Consider the following 18,045-nt stretch of genomic DNA (forward strand, 5'->3'; position numbering starts at 1 on the left):
GTTCGTTATTTACGAACAATTCATCTTGAATTATTCTTATTGACGTTAGAATTTTACCATAATGCGAACAAATTTAAAGGGAAAATCAAAATAAAAAGCAAAGGATTTTTAAAACCCTTCGCTTCAAATACATTAATTAATCTGTCCAAACTTTCTTGGCGACGTTAAATGCTGACCAGGCATTTGGCCAGCCAACGTAGAAGGCCAGTTGAGTAATCATTTCGGCAATTTCTTGTTTAGTAATACCATTTTTCTTTGCCGCCTGCATATGGTAAGGAAGCTGCTCAAATGCTCCTTTAGTAATTAAAGCAGTAACGGTTAAGAAACTCCGATCACGTGGACTTAATTCCTTTCCTCTGGACCAAACCTGCCCAAACAAGATCATCATTGAGTTCTGCAAATTTAGGTGCAAAATCACCAAGTTGATCACGACCAGCCGTTTGTTTTTTAACCATTATGAAAACTCCCTTCAATCCTTTTCTTATTTTTAATATAGCGCACGGTTAATTAAATGAAAAATGCTAATATTGATTGCTTTGTTATTCACTAAACGCATGACTTAATTGACAAATTAAAATAACTTTATAACTTTTATTATTACTTAACTTGATCCTAGAGTAGGCCACTTATATAGTAGAGTTAAATAAACAAATAATTCTATAATTAGGAGGTGAATCTGTGCAAGAATTAGATTGGTGTTTACGAATGGTGTTAGCAGCCTTTTGTGGTGGTTTAATTGGCTTTGAGCGCAAAAGCAAAGCAAAAAATGCGGGAATCCGCACGCATGCACTAATTGCATTAGGTTCGGCCATGGCCATGGTGGTTTCCAAGTATGGATTCTTTGACCTTTCGACGATGACCCACTTTAATTGGAGTCTCGATCCTTCACGGATTGCTGCCCAAGTGGTTAGCGGCATTGGTTTCCTTGGCGCGGGGACAATTCTCAATCGACACAATCAGATTATCAATGGTCTAACCACTGCCGCTGGAATTTGGGTAACCGGGGCGATTGGCCTGGCCTATGGTAGCGGTCTTTATAGTGTTGGTATTATTGGCACAGTGTTTGTTCTAGTTGCTGAGTTTCTGGGTAAATACTTGGACAAATTTGCTGTTAAACAGGGTAAGCGAGTTTCATGGTTTATTCAGCTTACCGGGAGCAGTACCGAGTTAACGGCGGTTGTTAAACAGCTTAATCAGTATTTTGATGATCAGCTGGAGTACACAATCTATGGATATGGCCATCAGGCAATTTCTTTTCGTATCTTCGGTAAATTAAAGGATAGCGTGACTGTTGATGATATTTTTGATGATTTAATTGCGATGCCAAATATTAAAAGTGCAGAATTGGAGTAAATTCTCAATTGTTCCGATTATACTTTTAGAATTTAAGATTAGTCCCACTTATGAACTTGTTGATTGACTAGACAAAATTACTCGAAAATACGAATACCTGTTGGTTATTAGGATTATTCCTAACAATTAACAGGTACTTTTTGTAAAGTCAGTTTTGCCTAATGGAATATTATTTTTGGATATATTGTCCACCATCGGTTAATTCCGTTGCGGCAGTGACACGACCACTGATTCGTGTAGGAGCATTAATAGCGTCAAGTGATGAGTAGTATTCAGAGTTGCCAGTTAACTGCGCAGTCATTCCACAATCAATTCGACCGTCAACCAATTCCATCATGTGGACGATAATATAAGGCTTTTTCATTTGTAAGCACCTCTCTTTTTGATACTAATTTCATAGTAAATCGGAAAGGCCCTATTTGAAATACTTATTATCAGTTATACTTCATTCCTAAAATGAATAGCTTAGATGCTAATAGCAGCTGAAGTATTGATATTCCTATCCGTGTCAAACATTAAGAAAGTGGGCTGTTCGTATTTGCTATTCGTTATGCAATTTGCTATGTTACCAATAAGATCAAGTATTTTGCAGAAGAACCAATTAAAATGTAAATATCCTGAAAGGAAGATATTACATGTCTGACATCCAACTAATTCGATCACCCTTTACACTGTCAAATAGCCAGTTTCCTAAGGATGAATTGATTGATATTGCGACTGACTTTTATCATTCAGTTCCATTTTATCGGTCCACTCCGTTAACAAAATTACTAAATTTTGCCAGCAAATATCAGTTAGGGACAGTATATATAAAGGATGTTATCGCTTTGATTCACGATTAAAATCTTTTAAGGCCACTGGTGGCCTGTTTGCGATGGCTTGTTGTATTGCTGAACGTGCAGGTTTACCGTTAAAAGGATTGACATATGATCAACTACAAACTCCTGCTGCCAAAGATGTTGCCAAAAAACTAACTTTTTATACTGCCACAGATGGTAATCATGGTCGTGGTGTTGCTTGGGCAGCTGCTAAGCTTGGTACTCATGCGGTAGTTAAGATGCCTGTAGGTTCAACTAAACTCCGGGCTGAACATATTGCCCAATTTGATAGTACGCAAGTCGAGATTACCGACAACAATTACGACGATACGGTTAAGTTAGCTAATGAGTTGGCAAAGCAGGATCCAAATGGCATTCTGATTCAAGATATGGCCTGGTCAGGTTATACTAAGATTCCTCAAGAAATTTCTGCTGGTTACTCAATTATTGTGACTGAGATTCTTGATCAACTGGCTAAGAATAATTATCCTACTCATCTTTTCCTCCAAGCAGGGGTCGGGCAGCTTTCTGCGGGGATTATTAATGCATTATTCAGTAAATTGCCAGCCAAGGATTACCCAATTGTAACGATAGTTGAGCCCTCTACTGTTGCTTGTTACTTTCTTTCCGCTTACAAGGCGGATGGTCAAGCCCATACGGTGCCAGGTTCACCGCAAACCATTATGGCGGGCCTTAATTGCCAGACACCAAGCGCAATCTCTTTCCCCGTTATTAAGAAGACGGCGAGCTTCTATGGCACATTAACAGATGAAATGGCCAGAATTGGGATGCGGGTGCTCGCCCGTCCTAATGGTAATGATCCGGTAATTGTATCAGGAGAATCAGGGGTCGCTGCCTTCGCCTTTTTAAATGCTGCTGTGAAAGATGCCAAATATCGCCAGATGCTCCAGCTTAATTCATCTTCAAGAGTTCTGGTTATTAATACTGAAGGGGATACTGATGAACATGATTACCAAGTAATTGTTAATGAGTAGGGCTATAAATTTTCTTTTCGTATTTCATAAGTTAAAATTCAAATATAGAGATCATTTTTAACGGCTTATAATACCCTGCATATTTAAAGGGCTATTGTAGCCGTTATTTTTACTGAGTCTGACCGAACTTTTTACGTTGATGAAAAAAGCCTCACGGACTGGACCGTGAAGCTTTATTAATTTAATAGTTAAATAAACATTCTAACAAGGAAAAAGAGGACCGGAACTAAGAGGGCGGGGAGAAAATCAAGTGTCTTAATATTCCGTAGTTTTAAGAGCGAAATACCCGTTGTCGCGATGAGAAAACCACCAACAATCGAAATTTCCATGATTAATGGTGTACTAAAGAAACTTGCTGACAAATATTTGGCAATCAAATAAATTCCCCCTTGCCAGCAGAAGAGCACTGGGGCACAGAGGAGCATCCCCCAGCCGAAACTAGCGCCAAAAACCATTGAGGAAACAAAGTCAAGCGTGGCATTAGTGAATAACATTGTATGATCACCCTTAACGGCTGCCATGACCGGTCCAACAATTGAGAGGGCCCCAATACAATATAGTAAGATTCCTGTAGCAAGCCCTTTTCCCAGTTGTGAGCCACCCCCGAAATGCTTAATGAGATGGTTAAAGTGGTCATCAATTCGCCACCATGTTCCTAATACTGCGCCAATCGCTAGACTAACAATAAAGAGGACAGGATAATGACTTTTGGGCATATTATTAATTGCATTTTCTAAACCGATTCCGAGAGCGGCTAATCCCATCGCAGTAAAAAGGACATTCTGATAACGTTCTTTAATACCGCCCTTTAGTACACAACCGATTGAAGTTCCTACCAAAATCGCGATGGTATTGGCAATCGTCCCGATCACAATCATCACTCCATTAACAAGATAATTTAGTGTTCATCATACACTCTTAATCGGACTAAGAAAAGGACAAATAAAAACGTCCCCCTTGAACCGGAGTGGGGGACGTCCACATTATGAAGATTTATTATCTGCCTTGAGCTCTTCACGAGTCTTGACATCGTTAATGTGTAATTCAAATTTCACTAGTTTTAAGCCGGTCATTTTTTGTAATTCGTGGTCGACTTCCTTACAAACAGCTTTGAAAACATCAGGAGCACTTTTACCGTACTCAATAGTAGCATCCATCTTGATAGCCACTTGTTTTTCGCCCACATCAGCATCAATTCCCTTCGTTGGATTAGTTCCAGAAGAAACTTTATCGGCTAATTCCGAAAACATATTGCCGTCGAGTGAGAGAATTCCCGGCACTTTACTGGCGGTAATCCCAGCAATTTTCTCAATGACATGGTCATCAAACGTTAGCTGTTGGTCAATTTTGGCTTCAGGTGTAATAGTAGTTGTCATGATAGAACCTCCTTGTTCTTATTGACTGATGCGTGCGGTAAGACGGCCGGTCAATTTCTTAATAGAAAAGCCCAATGTGTCTAAAATAAAACCAATCGTGGCAAAAATCATGGTTGCTAGCAAGATGCCGAGCATTGACCAAAATCCCCAAATCAACCAGGAAATGCTGATAATGAGACCGCTGATTGCGCCAATGACTGTTAACTTCATGAGTGACAACCTCCTTTAGACAACTGCCACAGCATCGTGGTGGTTGTACGGTTTTAGGTTAACATTCAACTTCCGTAAGCCAATTGCATAGTTATTCTCTAAGTTATTGGCGATTTCTGATTGGATATCAGACTCTAGTAAGTTTAAGTTAGTCCTGGATGAAAGCATCCCTTCGACCTGAACGTCAGCCATCTGACGATTTTTAAGTAACTTAACTTTGGTCTGAGGATTGTATATCTCGTGATGAGCAATTGAATGCCGAACACTATTTTCCACAGCGGCGCGGTCAATTCGTAAATGACTGGCACCATCCCTGGCGATGGTTAGTTGACGACTGGTTGTTGGCCGGAAAATAGCGATTCCCAGTGTTAATAGGGCAGTAAATATCAGGTATCCAGACAAAGCGAGGATTGTATACTGTCCGTATTCCGAGTAGAGCCAATTATCAATTTGCTGCGCCCAAGGTTCACTTCGGAAAGTCCACAATAGGATAATGGCACCGCCAATTAATCCTTGTAACAACATGCCAATGGTCACTAACCATTTTTTCCATGCTGCCATGTCGCATCACTCCTTTCATGATGTGGCTGGTAGTATCTGACGATGTTTAAACTTTAACATAGGACTGATATGATTGGATGCATTTGATGAACGATGTTATTGTTCCTTATGATGCTGATCACAGTTTGTTCACACTTGCGGACTTAATATACAGTTACTGCAGATTGGTTTAAGACTTTTCATTCACTACGTCAGAACTTTCGCCTTATAATAAAGATAGAAAACAGATTGAAGGGGGACTTATAATGAATCAAACATTTATGGCTGGTTATTATCAAGGCGTCGTCGAAGTGGCACCAGCGTCACTATCTGCTGCACAAGTTGAACGTTTGGCTGTGACGATGACCATTCAGCACCTGCGTCATGCAGGGGTCAGCATCACTAGTATTCATGATTTTCTCGTGGACACGATTCATGCCGATGATCGAGTCGTAAAACAGTACCTAAATTTGTCGGCTGCCCAACTGGAAAGTGCCCAGGCTGAATTATTAGCCCTCGCTTTCAAAAATGAAGAGGCATAATAATCAATGATTTATTTGGACTTAAGCAATGGGCACCGCTATATGAAGAATTTTTTCGTAATTTTAGCGTTGCCTGATTTTTTGGATGCCTGTCAACGATTAAGTGATGATGTATTGCTTTACTTTTACTCTCCGCAAACGCCAGTTGTCAACGTTGGCCGATATCAAAATGTTTACCAGGAAGTAAATCTTCCATACCTTAGACAAGAAGGCATTCAATTGGTCCGACGTCAGCCGGGTGGGGGCGCAGTTTATGTTGACCAGGGTGATTTAACTTATGTTTACATAAACACTTCAAAACAAGTGCGGAGCCCCCACTTTGAGTCTTATGCTGCGCCAATTATTAAGACCCTGCGTGATATGCATGTGGATGTTCAGCAGACAGGGCGAAATGACTTGACGGTAGATGGCCATAAGTTTTCGGGAATGGCCTTTTCGAAGAGTGGTGACCGCGTAACTTACGGCGGGACACTGATGGTGGATGTTAACCTTGACAAGGCTAGCAAGGCTATCACCCCTAATATCACTAAACTAAAAGACAATGGCGTTAAATCAGTTCATAGTCGAATCACCAATTTACGACCGTACCTGAAGGGTAAGTATGCTAACTTGACCCTCTCTGAACTGCAAGAACAGATTTTGCAGAATGCCATTGCTGAACATGGTGGTCAGGAGCACTTTCGGCGTGAAGAACTCACTACTGAGGAGTGGCAACGCCTAGAAACGATCGCTCGTGATAAATATGGATCTAAGCAATGGATCATGGGCGGTAATGTTCACCAATACTACTTCGATCACTATTACAAGGGGATCGGAACTGTTGCGATTAGCTTCGATGTTCACCAGCATAAGATCACCGCTGCTAAGTTGTATGGTGATTTCTTAATGGCCATCAATGACCTAAAGCCCTTGGAACACTACTTAATCGGTTGTCCCTTGGAAAAAGCTGCACTAACCAGTGCTTTTGACAATATGGACCTGCGTAAAAATTTTGCTGATATCGATCCCCGTCCACTAATTGATAAAATGATGACGGTAGGCAAGTAACGAAAATGACCTCACGAGTAATTCCCGTGAGGTCATTTTTAAGTCTTATTTACTTGTCGTTATTTTTCTTATCCGGTTCCTTAGATTGTTTTTTTGGCTTGATGTAAATAACCTTGAACTTATTTACATAGGCATTCTGTAAATCTAACGGAATGAAAGAGAAGTTATCAACCCGAATTGGCTTACCAACCTTGAGATCGTACTGTCGTTCAAGGAAGAAACCAGTTAAGGTGGTTACTTCAGAGTTTTCAAACTGGTCAATCTTGGTATTAAAGTACCGTTCAAAGTCGTCTAGTGGCATCTTGCCAGAAACTTCATAAGTTGGGTTGCCCTTGCTATCAGAATCCTGCTTTTCAATCATGTCTGAAGTAGCGTGGTCAATTTCTTCGCCAACCGTGCCAAATAGTTCTTCGTAGATATCTTTATCGGTGATGATCCCAGAAGTACCACCGTATTCGTCTTGAACAACAACAATTGGCACTTGCTTAGTCATCATTTGCTTCAACACGTTGGTAAGTTGCTCATTCTCATAGACAATTGGGATCTTCCGCATGATTGTCCGAATAGAAGCCTTCGGATTAATTTGATTTTGCCGCATGATATCATAAGCAAAAATATAACCCAAAATGTGATCCTTATCGTTATTCGCAACGACTGGAAAACGAGTAAACTTCTTTTCAAAGTAGAGTTGAGCCGCGTCAGCAATTGTGGCTTGAATATCAATGACAGTTAATTGTGTACGGTCCACCATGATATCTTCGGCTACCTTATCGTTCATTTCAAAAGCCCGTTGCATGAACAGCACATCCGCTTTATCCATTTCACCGGCTTTTTCAGACTGACGCGACAAGGTCATGATTTCGTTTTGCGAATAAGTATCTTCTTCTGGTTGAACATTGTAGCCCAAGAGCTTCGTAATCCAAGCAGCAGTCACCGCAAACAACCAAACGAATGGGTAGAAGATGGTATGGAAGAACTGAATGGGGTGGACAATTGATAATAGAATTGGCACTGGGCGGTCAATTGCCATGTTCTTTGGTACCAAATCAGTGAAGACGGCGTGGAAGAAGGTGAAGATCAGCACACCAAGAATTGGCGAAATGATCTCACGAACGTTTGTCGGAACCACTGAAATCTTCATCAACAAGTTGGTAATGTACTGGTCACCAATCCACCCTAAGATCAGGGAAGTCATGGTAACCCCGACTTGGGCAGTCGATAGGTATTCGTTCAAATTACCAACCATGTGCTCTGCTCGCTTAACTTTGCGGGTTTGCTTGAGTTCTTTTAATTCACTCGGCCGTACTTTAACGACAGAGTATTCAAGCAGAGTAAACAGAGCAGCTAACAACAGAATAAGGATAATAATAATTAGTTGAAACCAATTAGAATTTATCAAACTATTCATATTATCTAGTCACCTAAACCTTTAAAATATTTATCAACTACCATTGTATCAGTCTTTGTCAGCAAGGAATACTATTTCGATAGATAAAAAATGAAAAACAATATTAATGATGGTTATTTATGAACTTAATAATTAACACTATTTGCCAAAATGGTCACTAATTCGTTTAAAAACGCTTTCAAGAGAACTAAAATAGGAATAATTATATTAGAAAGAAAGCGATAGAGATGCGTTTACGATGGAAAGCATTACTAGGAGTAGGGCTGTTAGGACTACTGTCAATTGGGTTGACCGGTTGTGGCAATAACCGGGCCGATGGTGTTCAGGGCAGTAAAAAACTGGTGGTTGCTACACCAGGAGATATGTATGCTTCATCATTCCATGATCCTAAGACCAACAAATTAACCGGCTATGAAGTTGATATTGCTAAAGAAGTCGGGAAACGGCTTCATCGAAAGGTCGTCTTTAAACAACTTAATGTTGATGGCGAACTAACAGCAGTCTCTTCTGGTAAGGCTGATATCGCGGCAGGTAACTTCAACTTGTCCCCAATTTATCAGGATAAATACCTATTTTCCAAGCCTTATAAATATTCTTATGGTGGATTATTAGTCCGGGGTGGTGACCAATCAGGAATCCATACCTGGAAAGATATTAAGGGTAAACGGTCTGCCGGCGAAGCAGGAACGTTAAATCAGAAGTGGGCCCAGTATATGGGCGCTAAATTGGTCAACTACGATAACGCAAGTGGGTTGATTAACGACGTTGCTAACGGCAAGGTTGACTTTATTCCCAACGATTATAATGGCCTCAAAATGAATGTTAAGAAAACTCCTGTAAAGGGAGTGGCGATGGCCAAAGGGCTGTATTATCGGACGAACCTCATGGGGAAGGGAATTGGCTTCCTCATTAATAAGAAGGATACTAAGCTGCAGAAAGAAATTAATAAGCAACTTACTGCAATGCGCAAGGATGGCACCCTAAGCAAGATCATGCTGAAGTACTATGATAACGATGTTTCCCAGAAGCCAACTAACAAGCACATTAAGTACTTCAAGGTTCCTCTATCAGTAAAGGGTGACTAGGATGAAAATCACGAGTGTCGACATTATCAAATTGAACTGGCCAGGCTTGGAGAAGTGGTGGCATCCAGTTTGTGTACGTATCAATACTGAAGATGGTCAGTTTGGCTATGGCGAAGCAGGAGTCGCCTATGGAACAGGCTACCAAGGGACAATCGGTGTTTTACATGAATTAGCCCACCGGGTAATCGGCCATGATGCCCTGAATATAAATGCGATTAACCGCGACTTTTACGAACACACCTTTTGGGCCAAGGGCGGCGGCGTTATCTTTTATTCCGCAGTCAGTGCGATTGATATTGCCCTCTGGGATCTGAAAGGGAAGCATTTTGATGTGCCAGTATACCAGTTACTTGGTGGTCAGGTTAATCATCATATTCGGGCTTATGCCAGTCACCTTGAATATGGTTGGGGGCCATTTTCCCGTTACGTTACTAAGCCTCGTGATTTTGAACGGTTAGCGGAACGGGCTGTTAACCAGGGTTACGCAGGCGTCAAGATTGATCCATTACCCCAATTAAAACATACAGCATATATGGAACATGAAGAGATATTGGATTCAAAGCAACTGGCAACTATTAACCAGCGAGTGAAGGCGGTTCGTTCAGGAATTGGCAGTCAGCGCGATCTGATTACTGATTGTCACGCTAAACTCGGTTATTTGGCTGCCAAACAGCTCTCATTAGCGATGAAAGATCAGAACATCCTGTACTTAGAAGAACCATTTGATCCACGAATGACGAGCGAGTTTCAAAAGCTCGCTAGGGAGCAATCAATCCCATTAGCAACCGGGGAACGTTTAACGACCGCCCTCAGTTTTCAACCGCTGATTGAAAATCACGCCATTAGTGTTGCCCAGCCAGACTTGGGCAATTGTGGAGGCTTTTCGGGACTGATTAACATTGCTAACCTGGCAAAAATACACCAGGTCAAGCTCCAGTTGCACGTTTGTGGTGGACCAATTGCGACTGCGGCAGCGTTGCAGTATGAAGCTGCCGACCAGAATTGTATTTACCATGAAGAGCATGAAATTAACTTAAAAGAAGCAAATTACCACTCTGGTAAGTATCATTATCAACCAGAGCAAGGCTTTTATCCGATTCCCGACCGGCCAGGAATTGGTCAAGAACTGACTGATAAGGCATTAGCAATGGCTGATATTGTTACGATTAAATAAATAAACGCCCAACTACCTTTGGAGGTAATTGGGCGTTTCTCTCACTTATCATCCGGATGTTCACTAATCTCATCCAGTGCCTGACGCTGTTTCTTTTGATCAACATGTGTGTACAAGTCAGTCGCTGAGGTACCCTTTTGCCCTAATTGCTGAGCGACAAGAACCTGATCTTTAGTGACGGAATACATTTCTGATGCCAATGTGTGTCGCAATTTGTGCGGGGTGAGGGGATGACCAAAGGCAGTAGAATACTTCTTAACCATTTTTTCAATTGCGTTAGCGGTCATCCGCCGCGTTTCACCATGATACAGGGTTAGAAAGAAGGCCGTGTCTTTTTTCAGGGCATGGTATCGTTGCGCCCTAATTGTGAGGTAGTTCTTAAGGTAAGGCAGAGCCCAGGGTGCAATTGGGACCGAATCCTTTTGACCACCTTTCCGGACGACATCCAGCAGCTGTTGCTTCATATTTAAGTCCTTGAGACTTACGTTGGCTGCTTCAGACACCCGCACACCTGTAGCAAGGATTAAAGTGATAATCGCAATATCACGTTCCTTATTTACTTTATAGGCCGGCAAAGCCCGCTTATCACACATTTTTGGATATTGATTCTCAATAAAATTAATAAAGTCAAACTTCATCTGGCCTCGGTACATATGCGAGGCTAAAGTATGGGCCCGGTAATTAAGGGTTTTGGTGTCGTTCAACGAATCAATTTTGAGCATCACATTTCGGTAAAAATATGGTTCACCATCGTTAACATCGGCGGTCACTGTTAAATACTTAAAGAGGGACCGCAAGGCATTGATGGAGCGGTTAATCGACGTTGGTGAATTCAAATGACCCTGAGCATTGGTCGAATGACGGAGATGATCAATGTAAAGCATAATATCATTTCGCCGGAGATGAGATAATTCATCAGTACTAACAGCTATATTGGTGGGTGCAGAACTAATTCCAGATGCTCGCAACCAGTCGAAGAAACGTCGAATTTCAGTAAGGTACTGATAGGTGGTCGTGACGGCATGGTTAGTACCCAAGTAATAATCATTAACATAATCTGGCAGCTTGTTTAGTTCTTCTTGGATTAGCTTTAAATACTTATCTGATTCCATTACATCACCACCTTAATTACGATAAATAAAAAGACTGGGTGATACCCAGCCTGTAGTAATCGGGAAAACAGGATTCGAACCTGCGACCCCCTGGTCCCAAACCAGGTGCTCTACCAAGCTGAGCTATTTCCCGATGTCCTTGTGACAACAGTATTTAGTATACCCGAATCCCTACGTTTGGTAAAGGCTTTTTCCAAAAAGCTGGTGTCACCACATGATATAATTATAGTCATAAGACGATTGGACCTAAAAGGAGTGAATATAATGAAAATAAATGACATTCACAGGATTGCTAATATCGGTGCTGGGACAATGGGACACGCAATTGCTCTCCAATTTGCGATGAAAGGCTACCAGGTTAACTTGTATGATCATTCTATTGAAGGATTACAACGGGGGATAGAACTGATCAAACATGACTTGCAGACTTTTATTGATGCTCAAGTCGTTACTACTCCTGCGGAAGAAATTCTTAAGCGTATCCATGCGACCACTGATTTAACAGTGGCATTAAAAGATGTTCAATTCGTAATTGAATCTATTGTAGAGAATGCGGATATTAAAAAGCAGGTTTGGCAAGAAGTTGAGCGGGCAGTTGCCGATGATACCGTCTTAGCAACTAACACTTCGGGATTGAGTCCAACGGAACTGCAAGGTGTGTTGAATCACCCGGAGAGATTTGTAGTTGCGCACTTCTGGAATCCTGCTCAACTGATGCCATTAGTGGAGGTTGTACCAGGTAAACAAACCAGTGAGCAGACAGTTAATTTGACGGTCGAATTGATGAATAAGATCGGTAAACATGCTGTTCCATTGAAGAAGGAAGCCCTCGGCTTTGTAGGTAATAGAATTCAATTAGCGGTTCTGCGGGAAGCCTTCCACATTGTTAATGAGGGCGTGGCTAGTCCAGAAGCCGTTGATGATATCATCAAATACAGTCTTGGCCGACGCTGGAATTTAGTTGGACCAATTGCTTCAGCCGACCTTGGAGGATTAGATGTTTTTAAGAACATTAGCTCATACTTATACGCTGATTTGGCCAATGACACCGGTACCGATCCTGTTCTTGCAAAGAAAGTTGATGAAGGTCAACTTGGTCTGAAGACTGGTAAAGGATTTTTCACCTGGACAGGTAACCAAGGTCAAAAGATTGTAAAGAATCGTGATGAACAGTTGCTGGCACAATTGAAAGATGATCAGAAAAGCAAATAATCATCATAAATATTATGTAAACTAAAATTATTCTTTAATTCTCAATCAACATATTAAGTACTTCCACGTTCCTGCAAAGTATAAAGGAATCCAGTAAATTTATATGTCAAGTTATAATTAGCTCTCAGACAAAATGAGATGGACAGTTACCTGCCTAACTCTATTTCAATGTGTCTGAGAGCTAATCTTAGTTTAAACTCTAAATTTGGTTAATTTCACGTGTTATTTATATATAATAACACTTTGAAAAAGCTAGTACAGCAGCATTTGATTTTATCAAAAATTATCGATGTGTTATAATACTGTTATTCAAAAATATAACACGTACTACATAGGAGCTTAAAAATGAAGCAATTAGTACTTCCAATTAAAGATTCGAATATTTTAAATGAGGTTCAAGATACTTTATTGCATAATTTTAAAGCTGGTCGACGGAACTACACGATCTTCCAAGTTGGGAAAGCAACCCTTTTGCGGGTCAGTGATGTTCTTCGGTTAAAGCAAAGTGATGTTTATGAAAACAATGGATTATTAAAACAGCACTCCTATATCAAGGATAAAAAGACCGGAAAGCAAAATACCCTTTACCTGCGTCCAGTTAGTAATGACTTAATTATCTATCAGCAATGGCTAAAACAAATGGGTTATTACCAAACGACTCCTTGGCTCTTTCCATCAACGACCAGGCCAACAAAGCATATTGATGAACGCCAATTCTATAATGTGATGCACCGTGTCGGTGACTTGCTTAATATTAATTACCTTGGCACTCACACTATGCGAAAAACCGGCGCCTATCGAGTTTACGTTCAAAGCAACTATAATATTGGTTTGGTAATGAGCCTGTTGAATCATTCCAGTGAAGCGATGACGTTGGCGTATCTCGGACTAGATCAAACCAGTAAGGAACAAATGCTGAATCATATCGATTTCGGCTAGGAGAATTTAATATGACAATTGATATTAGAAAAGCAAGAACAACTGATTTAGGAGCGATTGTCGCAATTTATAATCAAGCGGTTACCGAACGTGAAGTCACTGATGACGACCAGCCCATTAGTGTAGAAAGTCGCCGCCAATGGTTTAACAGTCTTGATCACAATCATCCAATCTGGGTAATGACTGATGATGAAGAGGTGATCGGTTGGTGCTCATTAGCAGCATTTTATGGCCATCCTGCTTATGACTACAGTCGCAATATTTCGATCTACCTCGCTGACCAAGCCCAGGGGAAAGGGATAGGTTACCAGTTATTAAACTTTGTTTGTCAAGAAGTTAAAAAGGAACATTTACCAATTAAGACGATTATTTCTTATATTTATGAAAATAATCTCGCCAGTCAGCGTTTATTTGCTAAAGCGGGTTTTGGAAAAACAGGAGAGTTAAGGCAGATTGCCCGCATTAATGGTAAATGGCGGACTCTGATGGTCTTTTCACGATCTTTTGATTATGAAGGTTGATATATTGAACTAATATTATGTAAACTAAACTGATGATATTCATGCAGGGGAGGGGATACATGCTCTCCCCTACTTTTTATAAACACACATACATATTTTCAATATCTTATATTGACAACCAGTATTATAGTCGACTATTAGCGCGTTAACAGCATTCAATACCATTACCATTATAAGAATTAGACCTCACGATATTGATATACAAATATTATTGTTATATCTTAAAGTCGTTGACAGGGAATATGTTATTAGAGGTGTTTATAATGAGTTACAAAAATGTATTAGTTGGAATCGATGGGTCACGACAGGCCAAGTTTGCTTTCTACAAAGCAGCAGAAATTGCGAAAGCCAATCAGGCAAAATTGCATTTGTTAGCGGTGATTAATGGACAGAAGTTCCCAGACAGTACACCGCAAGGATACGGATTTGCTGACAATAGCATTTACCAACCAGCAATTGATGAAATGAAGAACCAGTTATCAGAATTGGAACAAACTGCTAAAGATTCAGGCATTAATCAGGTTGAAACATCAGTAATGATCGGTAATTCAAAGGAAGAACTTGCGGTATTTTATCCGCAACAGCATAATATTGATATGTTAGTCGTTGGTGCGACTGGTTTGAACAGTATTGGTCGGCTGATTGTTGGCTCTACGGCTGCTTACTGTGTTCGGGTCGCTTCGTGTGATGTCACTGTTGTTAAAACTGACAATAGTAATAAACCAATTGATATTAAAAAATCTGTTCATCGTTAATATTAATTAACGATACAAAAAATAAATTAAGAATATCAAAAAAGAGCAATCAACGCAGCCAAGAGGGCTAGCATCTGATTGCTCTTTTAATGCTATCAACCTGTCATTAAAATTATAGTTTTAATGCTACCAAATAGAGAAAAATAGCAAATCCTACTACAATCATCAACGTCAGCATTTACTACTTATAACTCGTCGAATGAATTGTTATCAATTAAGTTCCTCTAACCTCATTATTTACAAACTACTAATAGAAACCAGATGTGATGCTCGGAAACCTTTAGTATAAGTTTGTTGACAATTTGTATCCTGGTGCATATTCTTGTTTGTATATGTTTTCAGAAATTTATATGATAGGACAATGGAGGATGAGTATGGATATAAGAAGTGTCACGACACAAAAGCGCATTCAAACTGGTTTCATTGAGCTATTAAAAAATAAAAGTTTTGCAATGTGTAAAGTTTCTGATATCATTGCGTTTGCCCAAGTCAGCAAGAAAACATTTTACACCTATTACAACAATAAATATGAACTTGCGACCGCAATTGAAGATAATTTGATTAATGGATTAAAAGATTCACTAGAACTGGATCGTAAAGCATTTATAAGTGTTCAAGCTAAGTATCCAGTAGATAAATTGGATAAGTTAGCTGATACATCCTTTGACCACACAATTGAGTTTTGTGATCAGCACAAAGTTTGGTTCACAAATCTGCTATCTTCAAACGGCGATATACGATTAATTAATAGGATTTATAAACTTGGCAGTGATGAAATCACAAAAAGATTAACTTATTCGTTTGGATCATCATATGATAATATGAAAAATAATAAACCGGATTTGTTCTTAGCCATGAAAAAATTATATGCTCATTTAGTAATTGACATCACCATCTTTTGGATGGCGAACAGTCAAGTTATGAGTATTGATGAAGTTAAATCACTCATTAGCATTATTCAAACGCAGCCATTTGTGAAGTTAATTGCTTATTTTAGAAAAGCGGCTTCGTCACCAAAAGAAACTAAATAATTTCTTACTGTATCTAACAAAATCATTTTAATATGTAAAACATCTGATAAGGTAATTCATTATACCTGTCAGATGTTTTTGTATTGCTGGTGACTCTTCGTTTCAGATCTTTCCAATGGGTGTTTTTTTCTTAAATCAGTTATTTCACCTCTTTAAACTAGAAAAACAGTTAAGGGAGGTAATTATATGCTGAAGGAAATACCTTTTCACGGTAAAAAAGTTAATATCTACAAGTTGTCACATAAATATAAAATATCTGCTCCAGAAATTCGCTTTCGCTATGAACATGGTTGTCGGGAAAATAACTTAGTCATCAAACATATTAATGAAGAATCCCCATATAGTTTTGTCGTATATAATCACACCAAAATGACCATTAAGGAATTATTAGCCCATTATCCCCATCTAAATACTTTAACGATTCGCGAAAGGTACACTCACCGAAAAAATTTAGTTAAACCATTATGAATTAATGTCACTAGATTCAAAACATTGTACTAAATTTAGTGAGGTGTCAATTAAATTATGAAGAATCGAAATATCCTAAAGCGTCTCGAAATATTATTAATATTAGCAACCTTTATTTTAAATTTTGGCCCAGTAATTTACTATGGTTTTAAAGATGCTCATTCGTATCAACCACGACCAAATGAAAAGAAAGTATTATTTCAGACCCACCGATATACTAATATAGATGGCAGATTACGTAATTTAGGCTATGCGCTTTTAACAGTTTCTTTATCAGAAATGTATCAATTAGTCCGACCAGCTAAAAAATGAAAAAGCTTATTTATTATGTATCATTAATAGTTTTTGTTTGGTCAATTAGTTGCATAGCAATTCTTAGTAATCAGCACCTTCAAATACTTGTTGAGACACAAATGATTAACCTTTACCATCCTAGAATAGTAAAGGAAAAAAGAATAACTTCGAATTTGAGAAGAAATAATAATTGGCAGTCAGTTCAATTACTGTCCTTTAGGAATGTGGTACTAGAATCGATTAGTCACTCTTCAAATTATGTAGGTGCCCTTTTAATACCTTCATTAAAAATGAATGTTCCACTAGCAAATTACACGGATAACAAAGTCTATACTTGTGGTGCCGGAATGTTAACACCAGAATATATAAATACCAACCATCATTTAGTAGTGGGTGCTCATAATTTAGGAGACAAAACTAGCTCGGCGCTTTTTACTCCCCTAGCTTATCATTCACTATCTGGACGTCAGATAATTATCACTAATTTTAAAGACGTAAATCAATATATAATTCTGAGTAAGCAAATTATTTCACCGTGGAATGATGAAGCGGCTTTTAAAGGTGGTGAGAAAACTCTCTCGTTAGTAACTTGTACCTCTGATAATAAGCGAAGAATATTGGTAAAAGCTAAGCTGGTGAAAAGATATTCGATTGCTAATTTAAATATACATACAAAAGCTTGGCTAAATCGAAAATATAAAATCGTTGTGGTTAACTACTAGGTAAATTATCGAAACAATTTCAAATATTTGCTGTATCCCTGTTCTTGAAGTTGATTAACTGGAATAAACCGTAAAGCAGCTGAGTTAATACAGTAACGTAAGCCACCACGATCAACGGGACCATCAGTAAAAACATGACCTAAATGAGAGTTAGCATTTTTGCTCCGGACCTCTGTACGTTCCATCCCAAAGGATTGATCACGTTTTTCCTTTACAACTCGTTGATCAATCGTCTTCGTAAATGATGGCCAACCACATCCGGCGTCATACTTATCTAATGACGAAAATAATGGTTCACCAGACACCACATCTACGTAAATACCCGGTTCATTAAAGTGATCATATTTACCGCTAAATGGCGGTTCAGTTGCTGCTTCTTGAGTAACGGCGTACTGCATTGGGGTCAATTTGCTCTTTAATTCGTCTTGACGTTCATTCATGAT

At 39.4% G+C, this 18,045-nt stretch carries 22 protein-coding genes, 1 tRNA gene and 1 pseudogene; 14 read left to right on the forward strand and 10 right to left on the reverse strand.

The window, feature by feature from the left end; translation table 11 throughout:
* Positions 1–136 precede the first annotated feature (136 nt).
* Positions 137–455, reverse strand: a pseudogene (locus tag FD27_RS05315) (carboxymuconolactone decarboxylase family protein).
* A gap of 223 nt (positions 456–678) precedes the next feature.
* On the opposite strand from FD27_RS05315, the gene FD27_RS05320 reads away from it, so the two are divergent.
* The gene (locus FD27_RS05320; protein ID WP_413230738.1) at positions 679–1,353 is read left to right on the forward strand and encodes an MgtC/SapB family protein; all 675 of its coding nucleotides are present in this window, start codon (positions 679–681) and stop codon (positions 1,351–1,353) included.
* Positions 1,354–1,522: 169 nt separating this feature from the next.
* Here FD27_RS05320 and FD27_RS05325 read toward each other — a convergent pair whose 3' ends face one another.
* Positions 1,523–1,717, reverse strand: coding sequence for a hypothetical protein (locus FD27_RS05325; RefSeq protein ID WP_057750647.1), 195 nt, complete (start codon positions 1,715–1,717; stop codon positions 1,523–1,525).
* 441 nt (positions 1,718–2,158) lie between these two features.
* Between FD27_RS05325 and FD27_RS05335 the strand changes: the two genes are divergently transcribed.
* Positions 2,159–3,166: a diaminopropionate ammonia-lyase gene (locus FD27_RS05335; RefSeq protein ID WP_235803026.1), complete on the forward strand. Its 1,008-nt coding sequence runs from the start codon at positions 2,159–2,161 to the stop codon at positions 3,164–3,166.
* A gap of 188 nt (positions 3,167–3,354) precedes the next feature.
* Here the strand turns inward: FD27_RS05335 and FD27_RS05340 are convergent, their stop codons facing one another.
* The 4 genes from FD27_RS05340 to amaP all read right to left on the reverse strand — a co-directional run bounded on the left by FD27_RS05340 (position 3,355) and on the right by amaP (position 5,313).
* On the reverse strand, positions 3,355–4,038 hold the full coding sequence (locus FD27_RS05340; protein WP_057750655.1) for a DUF554 domain-containing protein: 684 nt from the start codon (positions 4,036–4,038) through the stop codon (positions 3,355–3,357).
* Between the two features lie 111 nt (positions 4,039–4,149).
* On the reverse strand, positions 4,150–4,542 hold the full coding sequence (locus FD27_RS05345) for an Asp23/Gls24 family envelope stress response protein (RefSeq protein ID WP_057750658.1): 393 nt from the start codon (positions 4,540–4,542) through the stop codon (positions 4,150–4,152).
* A gap of 18 nt (positions 4,543–4,560) precedes the next feature.
* A complete protein-coding gene (locus FD27_RS05350) occupies positions 4,561–4,752 on the reverse strand; it encodes a DUF2273 domain-containing protein (RefSeq protein ID WP_057750661.1) in 192 nt (63 codons plus the stop codon).
* A gap of 15 nt (positions 4,753–4,767) precedes the next feature.
* A complete protein-coding gene (gene amaP / locus FD27_RS05355) occupies positions 4,768–5,313 on the reverse strand; it encodes an alkaline shock response membrane anchor protein AmaP (RefSeq protein WP_057750663.1) in 546 nt (181 codons plus the stop codon).
* A 245-nt stretch (positions 5,314–5,558) separates the two neighbouring features.
* Here amaP and FD27_RS05360 point away from each other — a divergent pair, with 245 nt between their 5' ends.
* On the forward strand, positions 5,559–5,834 hold the full coding sequence (locus FD27_RS05360) for a hypothetical protein (RefSeq protein ID WP_057750665.1): 276 nt from the start codon (positions 5,559–5,561) through the stop codon (positions 5,832–5,834).
* 42 nt (positions 5,835–5,876) lie between these two features.
* Entirely contained in the window at positions 5,877–6,881 is a 1,005-nt protein-coding gene (locus FD27_RS05365) for a lipoate--protein ligase (RefSeq protein WP_162258502.1), read from the forward strand.
* A gap of 49 nt (positions 6,882–6,930) precedes the next feature.
* Here FD27_RS05365 and FD27_RS05370 read toward each other — a convergent pair whose 3' ends face one another.
* Entirely contained in the window at positions 6,931–8,289 is a 1,359-nt protein-coding gene (locus FD27_RS05370; RefSeq protein ID WP_057750668.1) for a hemolysin family protein, read from the reverse strand.
* Between the two features lie 227 nt (positions 8,290–8,516).
* Here FD27_RS05370 and FD27_RS05375 point away from each other — a divergent pair, with 227 nt between their 5' ends.
* Together FD27_RS05375 and FD27_RS05380 are read left to right on the forward strand one after the other, a co-directional pair.
* Positions 8,517–9,374: a transporter substrate-binding domain-containing protein gene (locus tag FD27_RS05375; RefSeq protein WP_057750672.1), complete on the forward strand. Its 858-nt coding sequence runs from the start codon at positions 8,517–8,519 to the stop codon at positions 9,372–9,374.
* Position 9,375: 1 nt separating this feature from the next.
* The gene (locus FD27_RS05380; protein ID WP_057750674.1) at positions 9,376–10,548 is read left to right on the forward strand and encodes a mandelate racemase/muconate lactonizing enzyme family protein; all 1,173 of its coding nucleotides are present in this window, start codon (positions 9,376–9,378) and stop codon (positions 10,546–10,548) included.
* Between the two features lie 41 nt (positions 10,549–10,589).
* Here the strand turns inward: FD27_RS05380 and xerS are convergent, their stop codons facing one another.
* Positions 10,590–11,660, reverse strand: a complete 1,071-nt coding sequence (gene xerS / locus FD27_RS05385; protein ID WP_057750677.1) for a tyrosine recombinase XerS — start codon at positions 11,658–11,660, stop codon at positions 10,590–10,592.
* Between the two features lie 59 nt (positions 11,661–11,719).
* A tRNA-Pro gene (locus FD27_RS05390) sits at positions 11,720–11,793 on the reverse strand.
* Between the two features lie 131 nt (positions 11,794–11,924).
* Here FD27_RS05390 and FD27_RS05395 point away from each other — a divergent pair.
* The 8 genes from FD27_RS05395 to FD27_RS05430 all read left to right on the forward strand — a co-directional run bounded on the left by FD27_RS05395 (position 11,925) and on the right by FD27_RS05430 (position 17,602).
* Complete coding sequence (locus FD27_RS05395) at positions 11,925–12,872, forward strand: 3-hydroxyacyl-CoA dehydrogenase family protein (RefSeq protein WP_057750679.1); 948 nt, start codon at positions 11,925–11,927, stop codon at positions 12,870–12,872.
* Between the two features lie 345 nt (positions 12,873–13,217).
* A complete protein-coding gene (locus tag FD27_RS05400) occupies positions 13,218–13,811 on the forward strand; it encodes a tyrosine-type recombinase/integrase (RefSeq protein WP_057750681.1) in 594 nt (197 codons plus the stop codon).
* Between the two features lie 11 nt (positions 13,812–13,822).
* Positions 13,823–14,332 (forward strand): GNAT family N-acetyltransferase, encoded by a 510-nt coding sequence (locus FD27_RS05405; RefSeq protein ID WP_057750684.1) that lies wholly within the window; start codon positions 13,823–13,825, stop codon positions 14,330–14,332.
* Positions 14,333–14,595: 263 nt separating this feature from the next.
* A complete protein-coding gene (locus FD27_RS05410) occupies positions 14,596–15,087 on the forward strand; it encodes a universal stress protein (RefSeq protein WP_057750686.1) in 492 nt (163 codons plus the stop codon).
* 374 nt (positions 15,088–15,461) lie between these two features.
* Positions 15,462–16,118, forward strand: a complete 657-nt coding sequence (locus FD27_RS05415; protein ID WP_057750688.1) for a TetR/AcrR family transcriptional regulator — start codon at positions 15,462–15,464, stop codon at positions 16,116–16,118.
* A gap of 186 nt (positions 16,119–16,304) precedes the next feature.
* Entirely contained in the window at positions 16,305–16,586 is a 282-nt protein-coding gene (locus tag FD27_RS05420; RefSeq protein ID WP_057750691.1) for a hypothetical protein, read from the forward strand.
* A 57-nt stretch (positions 16,587–16,643) separates the two neighbouring features.
* Positions 16,644–16,898 carry a hypothetical protein gene (locus FD27_RS05425; RefSeq protein ID WP_057750693.1) on the forward strand — a complete coding sequence of 85 codons (255 nt, stop codon included), beginning with the start codon at positions 16,644–16,646 and terminating at the stop codon, positions 16,896–16,898.
* Positions 16,895–17,602: a class A sortase gene (locus FD27_RS05430; RefSeq protein ID WP_057750696.1), complete on the forward strand. Its 708-nt coding sequence runs from the start codon at positions 16,895–16,897 to the stop codon at positions 17,600–17,602. Before FD27_RS05425 ends, FD27_RS05430 begins: the two co-directional genes overlap by 4 nt.
* Positions 17,603–17,607: 5 nt before the next feature.
* On the opposite strand, the gene msrB is transcribed toward FD27_RS05430, so the two are convergent.
* The gene (msrB, locus tag FD27_RS05435; protein ID WP_057750697.1) at positions 17,608–18,042 is read right to left on the reverse strand and encodes a peptide-methionine (R)-S-oxide reductase MsrB; all 435 of its coding nucleotides are present in this window, start codon (positions 18,040–18,042) and stop codon (positions 17,608–17,610) included.
* Positions 18,043–18,045 lie beyond the last annotated feature (3 nt).

The sequence above is a fragment of the Limosilactobacillus frumenti DSM 13145 genome, assembly GCF_001436045.1.
GTDB classification, from domain to species: Bacteria; Bacillota; Bacilli; order Lactobacillales; family Lactobacillaceae; genus Limosilactobacillus; species Limosilactobacillus frumenti.